This is a genomic window from Sphingobium sp. B8D3A, assembly GCF_025961995.1.
Lineage (GTDB): Bacteria > Pseudomonadota > Alphaproteobacteria > Sphingomonadales > Sphingomonadaceae > Sphingobium.
This window is the reverse complement of record NZ_JAOQOS010000001.1, coordinates 1,077,970-1,098,273: the sequence shown is the minus strand read 5'-3', so window position 1 is coordinate 1,098,273 and position 20,304 is coordinate 1,077,970. Positions and strand designations below refer to the sequence as shown.

Genomic DNA, 20,304 nt, shown 5'->3' with positions numbered 1-20,304 from the left:
CCCCATGCACATTGTCGTGGTGACGAGGGCCTAAACCGTCTTATTCAAAGTGGCGTTGAATGTTCGCCTCAGCGCCCGGCGTGGGCGCTTTCACTGTGGCTGGAACGTCCGCCGCCAACCTTCGTTACGGCGTGGAGCCGATCCTGGGCTCGTTAGCCAAAGATCGGACTGTTATGCCGCCACGCACCCTGATCCAGTTCTTCCATTGGTACACGCAGGATGGAGGGCTGCATTGGGATGAGGTGGCTGACAAGAGCGCCAGCCTGGCGGGCATCGGCATCACCGATGTCTGGCTGCCACCGGCCGGCAAGGGGGCGGCGGGCGGCTATTCGGTTGGGTACGATGCCTATGACCTGTTCGACCTCGGCGAGTTCGACCAGAAGGGCACGGTGGCGACCAAATATGGCGATCGCGCCGCGCTCGAACGGGCCTGCGCTGCCCTGCGCGATGCCGGATTGCGGGTGATCCACGACGTTGTCTTCAATCACAAGATGGGCGGGGATGAGACGGAGCAGGTGCGCGTGCGCCGGGTCAATCCGGATAACCGCACCGAGATCGAGGACGAAGCTTTCGAGGCGCGCGCCTATACGCGCTTCACCTTCCCGGGGCGCAATGGCGCCTATTCCAAGTTCATCTGGGATGCCCGCTGCTTCAGCGGCGTGGACCATCTCGACGAGCCCAATGAAAATGGCGTCTTCAAGCTCGTCAACGACTATGGCGATGGCGAGTGGAACGCCGAGGTGGACGAGGAACTCGGCAACTTCGACTATCTGATGGGATCGGACATCGAGTTCCGCAACAACGCCGTCTATGAAGAGCTGAAATATTGGGGCCGCTGGCTGGCCGAGCAGCTTCCGGTCGATGGCTTCCGCCTCGATGCCGCCAAGCATATCCCGGCCTGGTTCTTCCGCGACTGGGTAGGGCATATGCGGGAGAGCGTGGCGGACGATCTGTTCGTGGTCGCCGAATATTGGCACCCGGACATGACCGCCCTGCAAACCTATCTCGACCGGGTCGATCATCAGCTCGCCCTGTTCGACGTCGCCCTGCATCACCGCTTTCACGAGGCCTCGTGCGCGGGCGACGCGTTCGACATGCGGACGATCTTCGACGGCTCGCTGGTGGCGGTGGCCCCGGACCGGGCGGTGACGATCGTGGCAAACCACGACACCCAGGCGCTGCAGGCCATGGAAGCACCCGTCGAGACCTGGTTCCGTCCGCTGGCTTATGCGCTGATCCTGCTGCGCGACGCCGGGGTGCCGTGCGTGTTCTATCCCGATCTCTATGGCGCGCGGTACAAGGATACGGGCGGCGATGGCGAGACTCATGAGGTCGAGATGCCGCCGATTGACGGCCTCGAGAAGCTGATCGAAGCGCGGCAGCGTTTCGCGCATGGCCCGCAGACCGACCTGTTCGACGACCCCCATGCCATCGGCTTCATCCGCCACGGCACCGGGGATGCGCCGGGCTGCGTCGTGCTGCTCACCAATGCGGGCGATGCCACCAAGGTCTTCGATCTCGGCCCGGACCATGCCGGCGCGGGCTTCCGCGATTATCTCGGGCATTGCGAGGAAGAAATCTGGTCGGACGACGAGGGACGGCTGACCGCGCGGGTGAATGGCGGAAGCGTGAGCGTGTGGGTGCGCAGCGACGCATTTTGAGGGGCTCAGCGCCAGCGCATTGCCCTTTTGGGAACTCCGAGGCGACCAATGCTCAGGAACGACCCTCCAACATCGCGCGTTGGCTCAATTGAAAGGAGTTCTCAGATGGAAGATGAGGTTCACAAGACCACCGAAGACGCCCGTGCCGGCCAGACGCCGCACATCGTCCGTTATGTGCTGAGCATCTCGCTCGTGCTTGCGGTGATTGTGATGGCAGTGGTTCTTTTCTGGGGCTCGGCCCAGAGCTGACGACGGCCTGAATGCGCTTTTACGCAAAGACCCGTTACGCGCAGAAAAGTGGGGCCGGACGCGGCCGGCCCACATTCCTTAAATGTCGCGGCGCCCGAGCAACCGCAGACGCAGGGCGTTGAGCTTGATGAAGCCAGCCGCATCCCGCTGATCATAGGCGCCCGCATCATCCTCGAACGTCACGACCTTCTCGCTGTAGAGCGAGTTGGGCGACTTGCGGCCCACGACGATGCAGCTGCCCTTATAGAGCTTGAGGCGGACCGTGCCCGCGACCTTCAGCTGGCTGTGGTCGATTGCTGCCTGCAGCATCTCGCGCTCGGGTGAGAACCAGAAGCCGTTATAGACCAGTTCCGCATAGCGCGGCGCCAGTTCGTCCTTGAGATGGGCGGCGCCGCGATCCAGCGTCAACTGCTCGATGCCACGATGCGCCAGCGCATAGATGGTGCCGCCCGGCGTCTCGTACATGCCGCGCGACTTCATGCCGACGAAGCGGTTCTCGACCAGATCGAGCCGGCCGATGCCGTGCTTGCGACCCAGTTCGTTGAGGGCTTCCAGCAGCGTGGCCGGACTCATCGCCTGACCATTGAGGGCCGTACCGTCGCCCTTCTCGAAATCGACAGTGATATATTCCGGCGTGTCCGGCGCATCCTCGGGATTGACGGTGCGCGAATAGACATAGTCCGGCACCTCCTCCCACGGATCTTCCAGCACTTTGCCCTCCGAGGAGGTGTGCAGCATGTTGGCGTCGGTGGAGAAGGGCGCCTCGCCGCGCTTGTCTTTGGGCACCATGATCTGGTGCTGCTCGGCCCACTCGATGAGCTTGGTGCGCGAGGTCAGATCCCATTCGCGCCAGGGGGCGATGACCTTGATATCCGGCTGGAGCGCGTAATAGCCCAGCTCAAACCGCACCTGATCGTTGCCCTTGCCGGTCGCACCGTGGGACACCGCGTCGGCATTGACCATCTTGGCAATCTCGATCTGGCGCTTGGCGATCAGCGGCCGCGCGATGGAGGTGCCGAGCAGATACAGCCCCTCATACATGGCGTTGGCGCGCATCATCGGGAAGACATAATCCCGCACGAATTCCTCGCGCAGATCGTCGATGAAGATATGCTCGGGCTTCACGCCGGCATTCAGCGCCTTCTGTCGGGCCGGCTCCAGCTCCTCACCCTGTCCCAGATCGGCCGTGAAGGTCACGACCTCGCAGCCATAATGGATTTGCAACCACTTGAGGATGACGCTGGTATCGAGGCCACCGGAATAGGCGAGAACAACGCGCTTGATGGTGTCGGACATGGCGACAGGGGTCTTTCGAACTGGAGGTCGAGGATCAGGCCGGTCGCCTATCAGCGTCACTCAAAACGCGCAACCTGTGAGGGACGCCGGGCGCGCCAATCCGCTGGCAGCCCGCCGCCAATCATCGGTAAGATCGATCATTGAGACGACTTTAATCGATTTTCGTTCTTGAACGGGTGGCATTATTGTCAACCTCGGAACGCAGCCTGCAGCCTGCGTCCATTGCTCGCCGGTTCCCCACGGCCGCGCGAGCACCTGCTGCCCCGGCACCCCCCTCCTGCCGGGGCAGCTATCGCCTCCCGAAATTCCCCAGCATCCGGCAGACCACGGCAGTTTTGCGCTGGCCTCAATCAAACCGCCCGGCCCCATGTCTGGAGCCGGGCGGCGAAGCATCCGTCATGGAAGAGGGATTATGCCGCGAGATCGAACCGGTCGGCGTTCATCACCTTCACCCAGGCCGCGATGAAGTCGGCCACGAACTTGTCGGCAGCGTCGGACGACGCATAGACCTCCGACAGCGCCCGTAATTGGGAGTTCGATCCGAACACCAGATCGGTGCGGGTCGCGGTCCACTTCTCCGTGTCCGTCTTGCGGCAGGTGCCGACGAACACCTCGTCCCCGCGATCATCGACTTCCTTCCACGCCGTGCCCATGTCGAGCAGATTCACAAAGAAGTCGTTGGTCAGCTGGCCGGGACGATCCGTCAGCACGCCTTCCTTGCGACCATTGTGATTGGCACCGAGCACGCGCAGCCCGCCGACCAGCACCGTCATCTCCGGCGCGCTCAGCCGCAGAAGCTGGGCGCGGTCGATCATCAGCTCCTCGGTCGGCACGCTGAAGCGGACCTGGAGATAATTGCGGAAGCCGTCTGCCTTGGGCTCCAGCACGGCGAAGCTCTCGGCATCGGTCCAGTCCTGCACGGCGTCGGTGCGACCGGGGATGAACGGCACGGTCACTGCGTGCCCGGCTGCCCTGGCGGCCTGCTCGATGCCGACGCTGCCGCCCAGCACGATCAGATCGGCAATGCTCACCTTCTTCCCGCCCGATGCCTCCGCATCGAAGTCCGCCTTGATGCCCTCATAGACATTCAGGACGCGGGCCAGTTGCGCGGGCTGATTGACTTCCCAGTCCTTCTGCGGCGCAAGGCGGATGCGCGCGCCATTGGCGCCGCCGCGATGGTCCGAGCCGCGATAGGTCGAGGCCGAGGCCCAGGCGGTGGTGACAAGCTCGGCCACGGACAGGCCTGATGCCGCGATCTTCTCCTTGAGCGCTGCCACATCGGCGGCGTCGATCGGCCCATGGTCGGCCTTGGGGATCGGGTCCTGCCAGATCAGGTCTTCGGCCGGCACCTCCGGGCCGAGATAGCGCGCCTTCGGCCCCATGTCGCGGTGACACAGCTTGAACCAGGCCCGTGCGAAGCAGTCCGCGAAATAGTCCGGATTCGCGCGGAATTTCTCCATGATCACCCGATAGGCGGGGTCCATCTTGAAGGCCATGTCCGCCGTGGTCATCATCGTCGGCACATGCTTGGCAGGATTGTGCGCGGCCGGGGCCAGCGTCTCGGGCGGATTGCCGACCGGTTGCCACTGTTTCGCGCCGGCGGGACTGCGCACCAACTCATACTCATGGTCGAGCAACATGTCGAAATAGCTCATGTCCCAGCTGATCGGCGTCGGCGTCCACGCGCCTTCGATGCCGCTGGTGATCGTATGATCGCCGATGCCGCTCTCATGGCTCGACTGCCAGCCCAGGCCCTGCTGCGCGATGTCTGCGCCTTCCGGCTCGGCGCCGATCTTGGAGGCATCGCCCGCGCCGTGCGCCTTGCCGAAGGTGTGGCCACCGGCCGTCAAGGCAGCTGTCTCTTCATCGTCCATGCCCATGCGCTTGAACGTCTCGCGAATGTCCCGTGCGGACTGGAGCGGATCGGGATTGCCACCCGGCCCTTCCGGATTGACGTAGATGAGGCCCATCTGGATCGCGGCGAGCGGATCCTCCAGCGCGCGGCCCTCGGCCTCGTCGATGCGGGTGAGATTGCCTTCCTGGCCCACCCACTGCTCCTCGGTGCCCCAGTAGATGTCCTTCTCCGGCTCGAACACGTCGGCCCGGCCGCCGCCGAAGCCAAACACCGGACCGCCCATCGATTCGATCGCGACATTGCCGGCGAGGATCATCAGGTCCGCCCAGCTCAGCTTGGCGCCATATTTCTGCTTGATCGGCCAGAGCAGCCGGCGGGCCTTGTCCAGATTGGCATTGTCCGGCCAGCTGTTGAGCGGGGCGAAACGCTGCTGCCCGCTATTGGCGCCACCGCGACCGTCACCGGTGCGGTAGGTGCCCGCCGAGTGCCACGCCATGCGAATGAAGAACGGGCCATAATGGCCGTAATCCGCCGGCCACCAGGGCTGGCTGTCCGTCATCAACGCATGGAGGTCGCGTTTGACGGCCTCATAATCCAGCGTCTTGAACGCTGCGGCATAGTCGAAATCGTCCCCCATCGGGTCGGTGGAAAGACCGTTTCGCTGGAGAATTTCGAGCGAGAGCTGGTTGGGCCACCAGTCCCGGTTGGTGCGGCCCAGCAGCGAGCGCATGGCTGCGGACGTCTTCATCGGGCAACCCGACGGCGAACCACTTGTTTTCGCGTCCATTTCAATATCCTTCCCGATCAAAATTCATTGAGGGGAGATTATCGAACAGCGGCCGCCTGAAACAGCGATTAAACTTCGTTATTGAAAGCTAGATTTTCGATCAAGGATCAGCCCTTGGCGCGATAGCGTGCCTCGGCCTGCGCCATATAGTCCCGCGTGATCGGCAGAGTGTGGCGTTTGCGGACGAACTGGAGCTGGTAGATCGTCTGGCTGCCGTAGAGGAAGCCGGACGCTGCCGCTGCCAGATAGAAGGTCCACATGCGGAAGAAGCGCTCGTCATACAGCGCGACGATCTCCGTCTTCGCCGCAAGCGTGCGCTGATACCAATGCTCGAGCGTGTAGTAATAATGCATGCGCAGCACTTCGATGTCGGTGAGCAGCAGGCGGTTGGGCTCGCTGCCTTCCATGATCTCCGACAGCGCCGGCGCATAGCCGCCGGGGAAGATATATTTGCGCATGAAGCCATCCGTCGATGACGGGCCATTGAGGCGGCCGATGGTGTGCAGCAGCATCACCCCGTCCGGCTTCAGCAGATTGTGGCAGGTGCGGAAAAACTCGCGATAATGGCGCACGCCGACATGCTCGAACATGCCGACCGAGACGATGCGATCGAACGTGCCGTTCACATCGCGATAATCGATCAGCTCGAAGCGGACGCGATCGGCGACGCCCGCCTCCTGCGCCCTGCGCCGCGCGACCTTGAGCTGCTCCTCGGACAGGGTGACGCCGAGCACGTCCACATCCGCCACGCGGTTGAGATAAAGGGCCATGCCGCCCCAGCCGCAACCGATATCCAGCACCTGCTGACCGGGCTTCAGATCGAGCTTGGCGGCGATATGCGCCTTCTTGTCGATCTGCGCCTGCTCCAGGCTCACTGCATCGGGGTCGGTAAAGTAGGCGCAGCTATATTGCCGGTCCTTGTCGAGGAACAGCGCGTAGAGCTTATCCGACAGATCATAGTGATGCGCGACATTGGCCTTGGAGCGACTGCGCTTGTTGTAATTGTCGCGCCAGTGCTTGATCCGCTCCCCCAGCCAGCCGAGCAGGCTCGGCTCATCGAGCGTCTTGCCGCTTTCCAAAGGCGAATTGGCCGCGACGAGCATGATCAGGTTCCAGATGCTGCCCTGCTCGATGATGAGCTTGCCATCCATGAACCCCTCGGCCGCACCGAGCGCCGGATTGGTGAGGATGGCGCGCGCCGCGGCATCATCGGTGAAGCGGATGGCGACGTCCGGCCAGCCCCTCACGGCTGTTCCCAACACTTCCTGAGACCCATCCGCATAGCGGATGGTCAATGTGCCCTGACTGATGATCTTGCCGAGCAGGCGACCCAATATTCTCATGGCGCGCGTTTATAGCGCGGCGGATCGTTCGGTCACCCCCTTTCACGAAGAGCGGGCGCTTTCCCTGACCGGTCCATCTGCTATTCCGCTGCCTCGGCCCGTCGGAGATGAGACGATCATGACCACCCCCAGCTTCCACAGCTACCGCCCGGCCGATGGTCATGGGCTGGCGCACAATCCGCTGAATGCCATCGTCGCGCCGAGGCCGATCGGGTGGATCGGGACGGTCAGCGCGACCGGTGTGCCCAATCTCGCGCCCTACAGCTTCTTCAATCTCTTCGCCTACAGCCCGCCGATCATCGGCTTCTCATCAAGCGGCGTGAAGGACAGCATGACCAACGCCCGCGCGACCGGCGTCTTCACCTGGAACCTGGTCGGCCGCTCCCTGGCCGAGGCGATGAACGCCACATCGGCAGAGGTCGCGCCGGATGTCGACGAATTCGCGCTCGCTGGGCTTGAACCGCTCGCCTCGGTGGAGATCGCGGCACCGCGCGTCGCGGCCAGTCCGGTGCAGTTCGAATGCCGGGTGACAGACATCGTGCCGCTGCGTGGCCTTTCCGGCGCGCAAAGCGGCAATGTCATGGTCTTTGGCGAAGTGGTGCACATCCACATCGATCCGGCCTGCCTGCATGAGGGCATCTATCGCACCACCGATGCGGTGCCGGTGGCGCGGGGCGGAGGTCCGGCCGACTATTACGAAATCCGGCCCGACACGCAGTTCCTGATGAAGCGCCCCGGCTGAACCCTCGGCTCAGCCGAGCGCGGCCTGCTTTTCGGCCGCGAGCCGATCCAGCTCGGCGCGGCTCTTCTTCTCGCTGGCGGACTTGAGCTGCCCGCAGGCGGCCATGATGTCGCGACCGCGCGGCGTGCGCACCGGCGCGGAAATGCCCGCCTCGAACACGATGTCCGAGAAGCGCCGGATGCGCTCGGGCGTCGAGCACTCATAAGGCGCGCCGGGCCAGGGGTTGAACGGAATGAGGTTCACCTTGGCCGGCAGACGATAGTGACGGAGCAGACGGACCAGTTCGCGCGCATCCTCATCGCTGTCATTCTTGTCCTTGAGCATCACATATTCGAACGTGATGCGACGGGCATTATTCGCACCGGGATAGTCGGCACAGGCCTGGAGCAGCTCTTCCAGCCCGAACTTGCGGTTGAGCGGCACGATCTCGTCGCGCACCTCCTTGGTGACGGCATGGAGCGACACGGCCAAATTGACGCCGATTTCCTCGCCAGCGCGCGCCATCATCGGCACCACGCCGCTCGTGGAGAGCGTGATGCGACGCTTGGAGAGCGCCAGCCCGTCGCCATCCATCACCACCTTGAGCGCATCGCGGACATGCTCGAAATTGTAGAGCGGCTCGCCCATGCCCATCATCACGATGTTGGTGAGCAGGCGCCCGTCCGGGCTGTACTGCGGCGCGTCGTCGTCTTCTTCCTCTTCGACCTCGCCGAAGCCGGCCATGCTGCCCTTTGGCCACTCGCCAAGGGCATCGCGCGCGAGCATCACCTGCCCGACGATCTCGCCGGGCGTCAGATTGCGCACCAGACGCATCGTGCCGGTGTGGCAGAAGCGACAATTGAGCGTGCAGCCGACTTGGCTGGAGACGCACAGCGTCCCCCGGTCCGCATCGGGGATGAAGACCATTTCATAATCCTGCGCGTCGTCGGAACGCAGCAGCCATTTGCGCGTGCCATCCGAGCTGATCTGCGCTTCCACCACATTGGGCCGCCCGACAATGAAGCGCTCGGCCATCCAGCTACGCATCGGCTTGGCCAGATCGGTCATCCGCTCGAAATCGGTCTCGCCGCGATGATAGAGCCAGTGGAACAGCTGCTTGGCGCGCAGCTTCGCCTGCTTCTCATCGAGACCGGCCGCACTCAGCTCAGCCTTGATCTGGGCGCGGGAGAGACCAACGAGATCGACCCGCCCGTCCTCGCGCGGCGTGATGGCGCGGGGGACCGGCACAGGATCGACATGGCCGGGGATCGGCATGAGGGGCGTCGCAGTGTGGGGCATGGGGCGCATATAATCGCATGTTGGAGCTTGCGCCAGTGGCGTTCACCAACCCCGATGCCGGCAGACCATCCCCATACGAAACCGGATTTCCCGTCGTTGCGGGAACCCGGCGAGCAAGGAGCCGTTACGCTCTGGTCGTCCGGGCCCCTCTGGCGCTTGCTGGCAAGCGTGATGTCGGACGCCCCACCGCGCCCGAAGCACATCATTCCACGTACGCCATTCGCCGTGGAGTCCTTCGGCGCCTATCGGAGGATTGATCCATGAAGTTCGCGTTCCCGCTCCCCCTCGCCGCCCTGGCCTCGCTCGGCTGCGCGACACCCGCCCTCGCCGCGGACCGTGCCCCGACCCCGGAGGAGGCGAAGGCCATCACGGCTGTGCTGCACGACGCGGGTTTCAAAAGCTGGGACGAGATCGAGTTCGACATCGACGACAACCGCTGGGAGGTCGATGACGCGCGCGATGCGCAGGACCAGCAATGGGATCTCCATCTCGCCCCGAAAACCTACGCGATCGTCCGCCGCGAACGAGACTGACGGCGGGCTGACTAGTTCGCAAAGCGCTTGAAATAGCTCGTCTCCAGCCACCGCGGGCGCTCTGGCGCGTTGGCGACGCGCTGGGTGAGCGCCATGACATAGTCGGTCAGCTTGACGCCCTCGGCCTTCATCACCGGCTGCAGAAGATCATCCTGAGGAGAATGGTAGATGTTCGCGCGCCACGCGGCCTCCACCGCCTCCTCCGGCGTGCCGACCTTGAAACCATATTTGGGAAAGAGCGCCGGGATGCCCTGCTTTATGAAACTATATTGATCCGACCGGATGAACACGTTGCGATCCGGCTTGGGGTCGGGGACGATGGGCAGGCCCATCGCCTCGCTCACCGCCTGCGCATGAGCGCCGAGCGTGCTCTCCTCATAGCCGATGGGCGTGATGCTGGTCAGCGGAAAGATCGGCAGCGGCATGTCCAGATTGATGTTCGCCACGATCGATCCGGCCCGTACCGTCGGATGACTGGCGAAATAGCGCGAGCCGAGCAGGCCCTTCTCTTCTGCGGTAACGATGGCGAACAGGATCGAGCGGCGGGTCTTTTGGGGCGCCGCCGCCAGCGCCCTGGCCGCCTCGATCATGCTGGCGACGCCGACGGCATTATCGAACGCCCCGTTATAGATGGCATCGCCATTGACCGGCGCTCCGATGCCATAGCCGTCCAGATGCGCCGAAAGGACGACATATTCCGAGGCCAGTGCCGGGTCCGATCCGGGCAGGACCGCGATGATGTTGTTGCTGCTGAGCGGCTTTTGGGTCGCCTTGATCGTCGCGGCAAAGCGGCCCGGCAGATCGAAGAGGGGCAGCGACGCCGATGCGTCCGACAGGGCGGACAGCGCCTCGAAGCTCTGCCCCGTGCCCTCGAACAGCAGACCGGCCTTTTCCGGCGAGAGGGTGGCCATCATGAAGGGCACCGAGACATCGCGCAGCGCCGGATCGGCCAGATACATGGAGGAAAGGCTCGCATTGCCGACCTGCCGATCCCACCGGATCTCGACCTGTTTGGGGGTGGTGAGCGCAATCATTCCCAGGGCACCACGCTCAGCGAGCAGCTTCGCGCGCGCCGAGCGCGCATCGGACTTCAGCGCGCCCGAAATGTCGGCTGGGCCGCCGGACAGCACGACCACCACCTTGCCCTTGACGTCGATCCCCGCGAAATCATCATGACCGGCCTCGGCTATGGAGAGGCCATAGCCGGCAAAGACCAGTGGCGCGTCGATGCTGGCCGGCATGGGCGTGTTACCACGGAAGAACAGATCCTGCGGGGTCGCCAGAACCACATCGCCCGACGCGCGCTTGAGTACCGCCGTGCTCGCCGGCTGATCGAAGCGCTGCTCAACCAGATCGACACGCTGAAAATAGCCGTCCGTTCCCGCCGCCTGCGCCCCAAGCTTGCGAAAGGCCTCGACGACATAATCGGCCGCACGATCATAGCCCGGCGTGCCGGCTCCGCGCCCTTCATTGGCATCGCTGGCAAGTTCCTCGACATGGCCCCACCAGGCATTGATCCGCTCAGGGGATGGGTCGGGCAGTTGCGCAGCCAGTGGGGCGGCGATCAGGCAGCCAATGACTGCCCCTAGGGCGTGGCGATAGAACATGAAGCATGGTCTCCCCGGACGATGCGTCGTATGCTGCAATGCAACAAGAGCGCTGTCAACGCATGGCGGGACCGGGAAAGCGGGCTTAACGTCGCCGCGCGCAGGCCAACGCCGCCGCGTCGATGGCGGTGGCGGCACCGCCCAGGGCATAGCGATCGGTAAAGCGCCCGCCTGCCCGTGCCCGCCCGGAGATGCTCATCGTCCGATTGGTGCGCATCGCGGCGATGATCGCCGCATCGCTTGCCGCATCCGCCGCCCAGACATCCGCCTCGGACCCAACCAGCGCGAACTGCCTGCCGCCGAGGGACAGAACCGCGTGCGTATCCTTGGCCAGTTGATGGCTGAGGCGAATATTCACCTGTCCGCGCAGCCCGGCGCGGGGCCAGTAGCCAATGGCGGCGAACGGGCGCCAGGGCGATGCTTCCCAGCCCCCGGCCATCGGCTGGGCCATAGCAAAGCAGCGCTGGGCGTTCGGATCCCGGAACGCGCCCCAGCCCTCGAACACGCCGAGCACGTCCCGCGCCCGCGCGTTGCCGGCCGCGGCAAGCGCGGCGCCGATCAGCAGCAGAGCGAGCGCGCGGACAGGGCAGGTGAGCGTCATGCCGCCGGACAAAGCGTAACGCGCCCGCGAACACAAGACGGCGCCGGGTGGACGCGCGCTTTTTTCTCGGGGCGACTTGCCCCATGCGGCAATTTCGATAAGGAATGAGGCTCCAAGAGCGGACTCCTTCGCTCCGACTCCATCAACCGGATAAGAAACGGACACCAGAGGGATGAAGGCCACCATCGAACGTGCGACGCTCCTGAAGAGCCTCGGCCATGTCCAGTCGGTCGTGGAGCGGCGCAACACGATCCCGATTCTCTCGAACGTGCTGATCGACGCGACCGGCGACGGCGCCATCAAGCTGATGGCCACCGACCTCGATCTGCAAATCGTCGAGAATGTGCAGGCGCAGGTGGAAACGCCGGGCGCCACCACCGTCTCGGCCCACACCCTGTTCGACATCGCGCGCAAGCTGCCCGAGGGCAGCCAGGTCCGCCTGGAAGCCGCCGAGGGCAAGATGCTCGTGCAGGCCGGGCGTGCGCGCTTCAACCTGCAGACCCTGCCGCGCGACGACTTTCCGATCATCGCGGAAGGCGCGCTGCCCACCAGCTTCGAGCTGCCGGCCGCTTCGCTCATCCAGATCATCGACAAGACGCGCTTTGCCATCTCCACCGAGGAGACGCGCTATTATCTGAACGGCATCTTCCTGCACGTCGCGGAAGACCCCGCCCCGGTGCTGAAGGCCGCCGCGACCGATGGCCACCGCCTCGCCCGCGTGACGGTGGTGCGCCCCGATGGTGCCGAGGGCATGCCGGACATCATCATTCCGCGCAAATGCATCGCCGAGTTGCGCAAGCTGCTCGATGAAGTGGACGGCAGCGTGCGCATCGACCTCTCGCCCACCAAGATCCGCTTCGACCTTGGCAATGCGGTGCTGACCAGCAAGCTGATCGACGGCACCTTCCCGGATTACAGCCGCGTGATCCCGACCGGCAACGACAAGCTGCTCAAGATCGATCCGCGCAGCTTCGAGGAAGGCGTGGACCGCGTGGCGACCATCGCCACCGAGAAGACCCGCGCCGTGAAGATGGCACTGGAGAAGGACAAGATCACCCTTTCCGTCACCAGCCCGGAAAACGGCACTGCCGCCGAGGAAGTGCCCGGCGACTACAGCGCCGCGCCCATCGAGATCGGCTTCAACGCCCGCTATCTGCTCGACATTCTCGGACAGGTCGAAGGCGACTCGGTTGAAGTCCACCTCGCCGACGCCGCCGCGCCGACGCTCATCCGCGAGAATGAGAAGGCGCCGGCGCTTTACGTGCTGATGCCGATGCGGGTCTAACCATAAGGGCGGGCGCTGATAGGCACCCGCTTTACTCTCTGCTCGCCTTCACCATATCCGCGATCCGCACGAACTTCTCGCGCGGGGCACCGAGGCGGGCTTGGGCGATTTCGGCTTCGTCGATCTTCTGCCAATCACGGAAGGTGACGATCTCCAGATCGCGCTCGGCAATGAGCGCGTCCAGGCCAGCCCGGCCCTGCTTGCCGGCGGCGGCGGGCTGGTCGGCAGCGATGGCTTCGGCGATCAGGAAGCCGTCGGGCTTGTTGGTGCCGATGGTGCCGCTCGGCCCCCGCCGCGCCCAGCCGACGCAATAGAGGCCCGGGCGAATGCGGCCCTCCTCATTGGCGAAGCGGCCGCGCGCCTCGTCATAGGGCACGTCGGGAATGGGCGGCGTGCGATAGCCGATGCAGCTGATGATGAGATCGGCGGGCATGGTCACACGCTCGCCGGTGCCGATGCTCTGCTGCTGCGCATCGAGCCGGGTCCGCTCCAGCACCAGCCGCTCGACGCGCCCCTCCCCCTCCACGCGCTCGGAAACGACGAAGAAATCGAACCGGATCGCAACCACCTTCTCGGGCGATGGCTCGGCGAACTGGCGGAGCAGCGCCAGCGACTTGCGCTGTCCCGGCTCCAGCGCCTCATCCACCGACGTGGGCGGCAGATCGGCGGGGTCGACATGGACGGAGGCGCGCTCCAGCCGGCCGAGTTCGCCCAGCTCCTTGGGGGTCATCGCAATCTGCGCCGGGCCGCGCCGACCCAAGATGGTGATCGAGCGGGGCTGCGCCTTTTTGAGAATGTCATAGGCATGAGCGACGACATCGCTCTCCTCAAGCTCGCGCGCGGTCTTGGCGAGGATGCGGGCGCAATCCAGCGCGACATTGCCATTGCCGATGATGACCACATCCCGCTCGTCGATCCGCGGTGCGAGATCGGCATGATCGGGATGGCCATTATACCAGCCGACGAAAGCGGCGCTGCCGATGACGCCGGGCAGATCGTCGCCGGGCACGCCCAGCGGGCGATCCGACGGCGCGCCGGTGGCGAGGATCACGGCATCGTAAAGGCCCTGAAGTTCCGGGATCGACACGTCGCGCCCGATGACGAGATTGCCGACGAAGCGCACCGTGTCGGTCAAGGCCACGGCTTCATAGCGGCGGGATACGGCCTTGATGGACTGGTGATCCGGCGCGACACCCGTGCGAACAAGGCCGAAGGGAACAGGCAGCCGGTCGATGATGTCGATCGCCACATCCTCGCCGAACTGCTTCTGACAGGCTTCCGCGGTATAATAGCCGGCAGGGCCAGACCCGATGATGGCGATATGACGCATGGAACGGCCTCTCCAGAAAATGTGTCTTGCGGGGGGCAGCCTAGCCGAGGCTGCGCGCGAGGCAAGGGCCGTGCGCATGAGAGCGACGCCCGTGGAGCGATAGGCGCGCCCAAACGAAAAGGGCGGACCATTCGGCCCGCCCTTTCAGATCGATTTACCGATGCCGTTCAGCGTGCAGCGGGCGCTGCTGCCGAGGCATTGGCGGGCAGACCGCCGAGCTGGGTCACCAGCTTGGTATAGGCATCCAGATAGGCCAGCACGATGACCTGGCCGATATCCGTGTTCTGGTAGCCGCCGCCAGCCGCGCCGGCAAAACCGCCCCACCAGCCCGCGCCGCCGCCGGCACCGAAGCTCAGATCCGACTTGCGCGAATAGCCCTCGGTCATCGCTTCCTCGACCGTGGTGCGCGCGTTCACGATGGAGAGCGTCACATTGGCTTCGCTCTTCTTGATGTTGATGCCGCCGGCCAGCGCGCCGAACGTGCTACGGCCCAGGAAGCCGCCCAGCATGCCGCCAAGAGCGTTGCCGCCGCTATTCTTGTTGGAGGTCACGATGTCCGGCTGGAGGAAATAGTCCGCCGCCTTCACCTGACCGCGCCCGATGTTGCTGCCGGCCTGCAGCTCACCCTGGTCGGCCAGGGCGCGCTCCATCGCGCGGTTCTGCATCGAGCGCCCGCGGTTAACGAGCGTGAAGCAGCCGGACTGCTGGATGAAGATGCGCAGGATCGCTTCGGGGCTGCCGAGGCTCAGCTCGCGCCACCACTGCGTGTCCGGCTCGACGATGGCGACGGTGCCCAGATTCTTGGTGCAACGCGGGATTTCGCGCGTGCCTTTGTCCTGCGCCTTGCGCCCCGAGGATTGCGCCATGGCCGGCTGCACCACCAGGCCGATCGCGGACAGCGCCAGCGCCAGTTTGATCGATAGTTTCATGTATTACCTCACCCACAAGGATTATGCAGTCGACGCCCCTGCCGAACCACAAGGCCCGCTGTTTATCACAGCAAAATGCCGGCACAAGGTTAACGACTGCACGGCGGCGGCGCATGACAGGCGGCGCCTCTTATGTCTTGTATGAAATGGTCGCGGCGGGCCCTCTTTCAGAAGGCTTTGCCGGAACCCTTCCGCCTGCTATCGGCGCGCAATGACTGACCTCGCCCACATCCGTAACTTTTCCATCATCGCGCATATCGACCATGGCAAGTCGACCCTTGCCGACCGCTTGATCCAGCGCACCGGCGGACTCTCGGATCGCGAGATGACCGCGCAGGTGCTCGATAACATGGATATCGAGAAGGAACGCGGCATCACCATCAAGGCCCAGACCGTGCGCCTTGATTACACCGCGAGCGACGGCAAGACCTATGAGCTCAACCTCATGGACACGCCGGGCCATGTCGACTTCGCCTATGAAGTCTCGCGCAGCCTCGCCGCATGCGAAGGCGCGCTGCTGGTCGTGGATGCCGCGCAGGGCGTGGAAGCGCAGACGCTGGCCAATGTGTACCAGAGCATCGAGCATGATCATGAGATCGTGCCGGTCATCAATAAGATCGACCTGCCCGCCGCCGAGCCCGAGAAGGTGAAGGCGGAGATCGAGGACGTGATCGGCATTGACGCCAGCGAGGCGGTGCTCGCCTCCGCCAAGGCCGGCATCGGCATTGACGAGATTCTGGAAGCAATCGTCAAGAAAATCCCCGCCCCCAATGGCGACCGGGACAAGCCGCTGGAAGCGATGCTGGTCGACAGCTGGTACGACCCCTATCTCGGCGTCGTCATCCTTGTGCGCGTCATCAACGGCGTGCTCAAGAAGGGCCAGAACATCAAGTTCATGATCGGCGGCACGGAGCATCTGGTCGACCGCGTCGGCTGCTTCCGCCCCAAGATCGAGACGCTGCCGGAGCTTGGCCCCGGCGAAATCGGCTTCATCACCGCGCAGATCAAGGAAATCACGCAGACCCGCGTGGGCGACACCATCACCACGGTGAAGAACGGCGCGACCACGCCCCTGCCCGGCTTCAAGGAAGTGCAGCCAGTGGTGTTCTGCGGGCTCTTCCCGGTCGATGCGGCGGACTTCGAGAAGCTGCGCGAGAGCATCGCCAAGCTGCGCCTCAACGACGCGAGCTTCTCCTTCGAGATGGAGAGCAGCGCGGCGCTGGGCTTCGGCTTCCGCGCCGGGTTCCTCGGCCTGCTGCACCTCGAGATCATCCAGGAGCGGCTGACCCGCGAATATGACCTCGACCTCATCACCACCGCGCCGTCGGTGGTCTATCGCATCCAGCTGCGCAAATCCAAGACCGAGGACGCGCGCGAGATCCTGCTGCACAATCCGGCCGACTATCCCGACCCCAGCCGCATCGAGCAGATCGACGAGCCCTGGATCAAGGCGACGATCTACACGCCGGACGAATATCTCGGTAGCATCCTCAAGCTCTGTCAGGACCGGCGCGGCATCCAGACCGGCCTCACTTATGTGGGCGGCCGCGCGCAGGTGAGCTACGAACTGCCGCTCAACGAAGTGGTGTTCGACTTCTACGACCGGCTGAAGTCGATCAGCCGAGGCTATGCCAGCTTCGACTATGAGCAGATTGGCCTGCGCGAGGGCGACCTCGTGAAGATGAGCATCCTCGTCAACAACGAGCCGGTCGACGCGCTCTCCATGATCGTCCATCGGGGCGTCGCCGAGGAGCGCGGCCGCCACATGTGCGAGCGGCTGAAGGACCTCATCCCCCGCCACCTCTTCAAGATCCCCATTCAGGCGGCGATCGGCGGCAAGGTGATCGCGCGCGAGACCATCGCCGCGATGCGCAAGGACGTGACCGCCAAATGCTATGGCGGCGACATAACCCGCAAGAAGAAGCTGCTGGAGAAGCAGAAGAAGGGCAAGGCGCGGATGCGCGAATATGGCTCCGTGCAGATTCCGCAGGAAGCATTCATCGCCGCGCTCAAAATGGGGGACGACAGTTGAGCGAGCAGACTAGCGACGAGGATTATGTGTTCGATGAAGCCAGCGGCGAGTGGCTGCCGGCTTCCGAACTGGCCGCCAAGCAGGGCGCGGCCGATGCGGTGGAAGTGCGCGACGCAGTCGGCAATCTGCTGGCCGATGGCGATCAGGTCACGCTGATCAAGGATCTGACGGTGAAGGGCGCGGGGCAGACGCTCAAGCGCGGGACGCTGATCAAGTCGATCCGCCTCACCGGTGACCCGCAGGAAATCGACTGCCGCTACGAGGGCATCAAGGGGCTGGTGCTGCGCGCTGAGTTCGTGAAGAAGCGGTGAGCGCGGTACCGGGCCGCCCATCGCAAAGGAGTGCAGCCTGATGGCAAAGACTGACGCAGGCGGACGCTTCGAGCGGCATCGCCAGCCCTGGACCGCCGCCGAGATCGACAAGCTGCACACGCTGGCGAAGAAGGGCATGGCGCTGAAAGCCATCGCCAAGGCACTGACCCGCAGCGAGGAATCGGTGAAGGACCGCGCCAAGGCGGACGGGCTGACGATCGCGAAACTGCGTTAGGCGCGGCCCCTAATCCTGCCAGCAGCAAATGGCGCCCATCCGAGTGAGCGTTCAGCAACCTTCTGGGCGCACAAGCGTCTCATCAGGGCCAGCTCCCAAGCGAGATGGAAGTGGCACAAAGCTGTTGTGGGCATGTCGCGTCCGCGGCGGCCGCGTGCCCCTGTGCGAGACCATGCTGGAGGATGTCCCCATGCCCATTTCCCATACGCCCCTGATAGAGCGCATTGCGCGCGTGCTCGCCGGACTGCGGCTGAGCGAGAATGCCGATGGCACCGAGCCGAGCGCCAGCCGATCTGTGGACCTGGAATGGGAAGATTGCCTCGAGGACGCGCGCGCAGTGCTCCGCACGATGCGCGAGCCGGACGCGGCAATGGCCAGCGCAGGCAATGAAGAGATTTGGGAAGCGATGATCGCGGCCGCTTTGTCGGGCGAAGCGAGCGGTGCGGGTGCAAACCAAGCCAACCCGGATGAGACCAATCCGCTTGCTCCTCCGATCAACCTCAACGCGGGCAGCTGAAGTCTCGGCGCGCTAGTCCCTAGCTTTCGGGTAGCTGGTTGGTCCGGTTCAGCCGGTCGATCACTTCGTCGAGCGGCTCGACGACCGTCACGCTGCGGCCTTCGCCAAAGCGAATGCGGGTGCCCTCGCCGACATTGGAGATGAACGAAATCTGCGTCGCATTGACGGCGACGGGGGCGCGGTCCGGGCTGGTAAACTTGACGAACATGGGCACGCTCTCCTGCTTATGATTGGGGACAGCCTAAGCGCATTCTCGCGTCACGCAATTGCTCGTCGCGCGAAGGTGGAAAATATCCGGCGGGCTGCCGCTTCTCGCGCCTTATCGGCCCGACAGGCTGTTGCTGATGCCGAAGAAGAGCTCGGAGAGATTGATGCCGAGCGACAGAAACGCCATGACGCAGGCCAGCGACACCAGCGCCGCGATCAACCCATATTCCACTGCCGTCGCACCGCGCTCATTTGCCCGCAGCCGAGCAAAGGGCGTCAGGTCACGGTCAACAGCAGGTGATGTCTGACGCGGCATGGGGCACTCCTCACATGTGCCGGTTCAACGTCGCCGCAAATGGTGGAGAGGTGGTAAAGAGAAAGCGCCAGATGACATTGGCCTGAGAGGGCGGAAGGCCCGTCAGCCCAAACCGAGTGAAGCCACGGCAATCAATGCCGCGATACCGGTGAGGCTGGTTACCAGCCCAAGTTCCAAAGCCTTTGCTCCGCGCTCGGTGCGGAGAATCCGCATAATCATGTCATCCTCCAATGACATAACCCATAGCACCGGCTGGCTTTACGTGCGCTTAACGAAGCCGTTGGAAGACGACCGATCCACACAAAAAGCCCTCCAGACTGGCCGCGCGGAGGCGATTCCTCCGCCCAAGTCTCAGTCCGCCAATTGACGTGGCGGCAGACTCACGGCAGGAGCAAGCATGGCCGACATGACCGATCCCGTTTCCGCCGATCCACTTGCCCAGCCCGCATCCTTCAAGCGCCGGGGGATGCTTTTCGTGCTGTCCTCCCCTTCCGGGGCCGGCAAATCCACCATCTCGCGCAAGCTGCTGGCGCATGATCCGGGCCTGACCATGTCCGTCTCCGCCACCACCCGGCCGATGCGGCCCGGCGAAGTCGACGGCAAGGATTATCATTTCGTCGACCTCGAGCGGTTCCGCGCCATGGTGACCGACAATCAATTCCTCGAATGGGCGCATGTGTTCGATCATCGCTACGGCACGCCGCGCGCGCCGGTGGAAGGGATGCTGGAAGCCGGGCACGACGTGCTGTTCGATATCGACTGGCAGGGCGCCCAGCAGCTCCACCAGCTGGCCGGCGGCGATGTCGTCCGCGTGTTCATCCTGCCCCCCTCGATGATCGAGCTGGAAGCGCGGCTGCGCGGACGGGGTACCGACAGCAACGACGTGATCGAGCGACGCATGGCGCGCGCACACAGCGAAATCGCGCACTGGGACGGCTATGATTATGTGCTCGTCAATGACGATGCCGAAGCCTGTTTCGCCAAGGTGCTCACGATCCTGCAGGCCGAACGGCTCAAGCGCCACCGGCAGACCGGCATCATCGGCTTCATCCGCAAGCTCGATCGCGAGGAAATCTAGCCCTCAGCCCGGCCCCGCAGGGGTCATCGGCCCGGCCACGCAAAACTTTGCAAGCCAGATGCCCTCCATATCTGTATGGGGGGCGCATAAGGCGGACCACCAAACAGGATGA

General features: G+C 64.2%; 20 protein-coding genes. 10 read left to right on the top strand and 10 right to left on the bottom strand.

Features of this window, described 5'->3' with window-relative positions:
- Nucleotides 1-173 precede the first annotated feature (173 nt).
- Entirely contained in the window at nt 174-1,661 is a 1,488-nt protein-coding gene (gene amyA, locus M2342_RS04950; RefSeq protein WP_264578268.1) for an alpha-amylase, read from the top strand.
- Nucleotides 1,662-1,766: 105 nt separating this feature from the next.
- On the top strand, nt 1,767-1,910 hold the full coding sequence (locus tag M2342_RS04945; RefSeq protein WP_181558843.1) for a hypothetical protein: 144 nt from the start codon (nt 1,767-1,769) through the stop codon (nt 1,908-1,910).
- Nucleotides 1,911-1,988: 78 nt separating this feature from the next.
- On the opposite strand, the gene M2342_RS04940 is transcribed toward M2342_RS04945, so the two are convergent.
- The 3 genes from M2342_RS04940 to M2342_RS04930 all read right to left on the bottom strand — a co-directional run bounded on the left by M2342_RS04940 (nt 1,989) and on the right by M2342_RS04930 (nt 7,191).
- On the bottom strand, nt 1,989-3,206 hold the full coding sequence (locus tag M2342_RS04940; RefSeq protein WP_264578267.1) for an argininosuccinate synthase: 1,218 nt from the start codon (nt 3,204-3,206) through the stop codon (nt 1,989-1,991).
- A gap of 410 nt (nt 3,207-3,616) precedes the next feature.
- Nucleotides 3,617-5,848, bottom strand: a complete 2,232-nt coding sequence (katG, locus tag M2342_RS04935) for a catalase/peroxidase HPI (protein ID WP_264578266.1) — start codon at nt 5,846-5,848, stop codon at nt 3,617-3,619.
- A gap of 107 nt (nt 5,849-5,955) precedes the next feature.
- Entirely contained in the window at nt 5,956-7,191 is a 1,236-nt protein-coding gene (locus M2342_RS04930; RefSeq protein WP_264578265.1) for an SAM-dependent methyltransferase, read from the bottom strand.
- 118 nt (nt 7,192-7,309) lie between these two features.
- On the opposite strand from M2342_RS04930, the gene M2342_RS04925 reads away from it, so the two are divergent.
- A complete protein-coding gene (locus M2342_RS04925) occupies nt 7,310-7,933 on the top strand; it encodes a flavin reductase family protein (protein WP_264578264.1) in 624 nt (207 codons plus the stop codon).
- 9 nt (nt 7,934-7,942) lie between these two features.
- On the opposite strand, the gene rlmN is transcribed toward M2342_RS04925, so the two are convergent.
- Nucleotides 7,943-9,211 carry a 23S rRNA (adenine(2503)-C(2))-methyltransferase RlmN gene (gene rlmN, locus M2342_RS04920; protein ID WP_264578263.1) on the bottom strand — a complete coding sequence of 423 codons (1,269 nt, stop codon included), beginning with the start codon at nt 9,209-9,211 and terminating at the stop codon, nt 7,943-7,945.
- A gap of 260 nt (nt 9,212-9,471) precedes the next feature.
- Between rlmN and M2342_RS04915 the strand changes: the two genes are divergently transcribed.
- A complete protein-coding gene (locus M2342_RS04915) occupies nt 9,472-9,744 on the top strand; it encodes a PepSY domain-containing protein (RefSeq protein ID WP_264578262.1) in 273 nt (90 codons plus the stop codon).
- Between the two features lie 11 nt (nt 9,745-9,755).
- Here M2342_RS04915 and M2342_RS04910 read toward each other — a convergent pair whose 3' ends face one another.
- Together M2342_RS04910 and M2342_RS04905 are read right to left on the bottom strand one after the other, a co-directional pair.
- A complete protein-coding gene (locus tag M2342_RS04910; protein ID WP_264578261.1) occupies nt 9,756-11,351 on the bottom strand; it encodes a M28 family metallopeptidase in 1,596 nt (531 codons plus the stop codon).
- A gap of 85 nt (nt 11,352-11,436) precedes the next feature.
- A complete protein-coding gene (locus tag M2342_RS04905) occupies nt 11,437-11,952 on the bottom strand; it encodes a hypothetical protein (protein ID WP_264578260.1) in 516 nt (171 codons plus the stop codon).
- Between the two features lie 172 nt (nt 11,953-12,124).
- Here M2342_RS04905 and dnaN point away from each other — a divergent pair, with 172 nt between their 5' ends.
- Complete coding sequence (gene dnaN / locus M2342_RS04900) at nt 12,125-13,237, top strand: DNA polymerase III subunit beta (protein ID WP_181558834.1); 1,113 nt, start codon at nt 12,125-12,127, stop codon at nt 13,235-13,237.
- A 31-nt stretch (nt 13,238-13,268) separates the two neighbouring features.
- Here dnaN and M2342_RS04895 read toward each other — a convergent pair whose 3' ends face one another.
- Both M2342_RS04895 and M2342_RS04890 read right to left on the bottom strand, forming a co-directional pair.
- Nucleotides 13,269-14,567: an FAD-dependent oxidoreductase gene (locus M2342_RS04895; protein WP_264578259.1), complete on the bottom strand. Its 1,299-nt coding sequence runs from the start codon at nt 14,565-14,567 to the stop codon at nt 13,269-13,271.
- 167 nt (nt 14,568-14,734) lie between these two features.
- Entirely contained in the window at nt 14,735-15,496 is a 762-nt protein-coding gene (locus tag M2342_RS04890) for a CsgG/HfaB family protein (RefSeq protein WP_264574542.1), read from the bottom strand.
- A gap of 211 nt (nt 15,497-15,707) precedes the next feature.
- Between M2342_RS04890 and lepA the strand changes: the two genes are divergently transcribed.
- From lepA to M2342_RS04870, 4 genes are all read left to right on the top strand, one after another.
- Nucleotides 15,708-17,528: a translation elongation factor 4 gene (gene lepA, locus M2342_RS04885; RefSeq protein WP_264574541.1), complete on the top strand. Its 1,821-nt coding sequence runs from the start codon at nt 15,708-15,710 to the stop codon at nt 17,526-17,528.
- Entirely contained in the window at nt 17,525-17,839 is a 315-nt protein-coding gene (locus M2342_RS04880; protein WP_181558814.1) for an alkylphosphonate utilization protein, read from the top strand. The genes lepA and M2342_RS04880 overlap by 4 nt, the downstream gene beginning before the upstream one ends.
- Nucleotides 17,840-17,879: 40 nt before the next feature.
- The gene (locus M2342_RS04875; protein ID WP_181558813.1) at nt 17,880-18,074 is read left to right on the top strand and encodes a hypothetical protein; all 195 of its coding nucleotides are present in this window, start codon (nt 17,880-17,882) and stop codon (nt 18,072-18,074) included.
- A gap of 190 nt (nt 18,075-18,264) precedes the next feature.
- Nucleotides 18,265-18,591 carry a hypothetical protein gene (locus M2342_RS04870; RefSeq protein WP_264578258.1) on the top strand — a complete coding sequence of 109 codons (327 nt, stop codon included), beginning with the start codon at nt 18,265-18,267 and terminating at the stop codon, nt 18,589-18,591.
- A gap of 19 nt (nt 18,592-18,610) precedes the next feature.
- On the opposite strand, the gene M2342_RS04865 is transcribed toward M2342_RS04870, so the two are convergent.
- Nucleotides 18,611-18,799: a flagellar FlbD family protein gene (locus M2342_RS04865; RefSeq protein ID WP_181558812.1), complete on the bottom strand. Its 189-nt coding sequence runs from the start codon at nt 18,797-18,799 to the stop codon at nt 18,611-18,613.
- Between the two features lie 111 nt (nt 18,800-18,910).
- Nucleotides 18,911-19,114: a Flp family type IVb pilin gene (locus M2342_RS04860; RefSeq protein ID WP_264578257.1), complete on the bottom strand. Its 204-nt coding sequence runs from the start codon at nt 19,112-19,114 to the stop codon at nt 18,911-18,913.
- A 397-nt stretch (nt 19,115-19,511) separates the two neighbouring features.
- Between M2342_RS04860 and gmk the strand changes: the two genes are divergently transcribed.
- Nucleotides 19,512-20,192 (top strand): guanylate kinase, encoded by a 681-nt coding sequence (gmk, locus tag M2342_RS04855; protein ID WP_181558811.1) that lies wholly within the window; start codon nt 19,512-19,514, stop codon nt 20,190-20,192.
- The last annotated feature ends 112 nt before the right edge of the window (nt 20,193-20,304 follow it).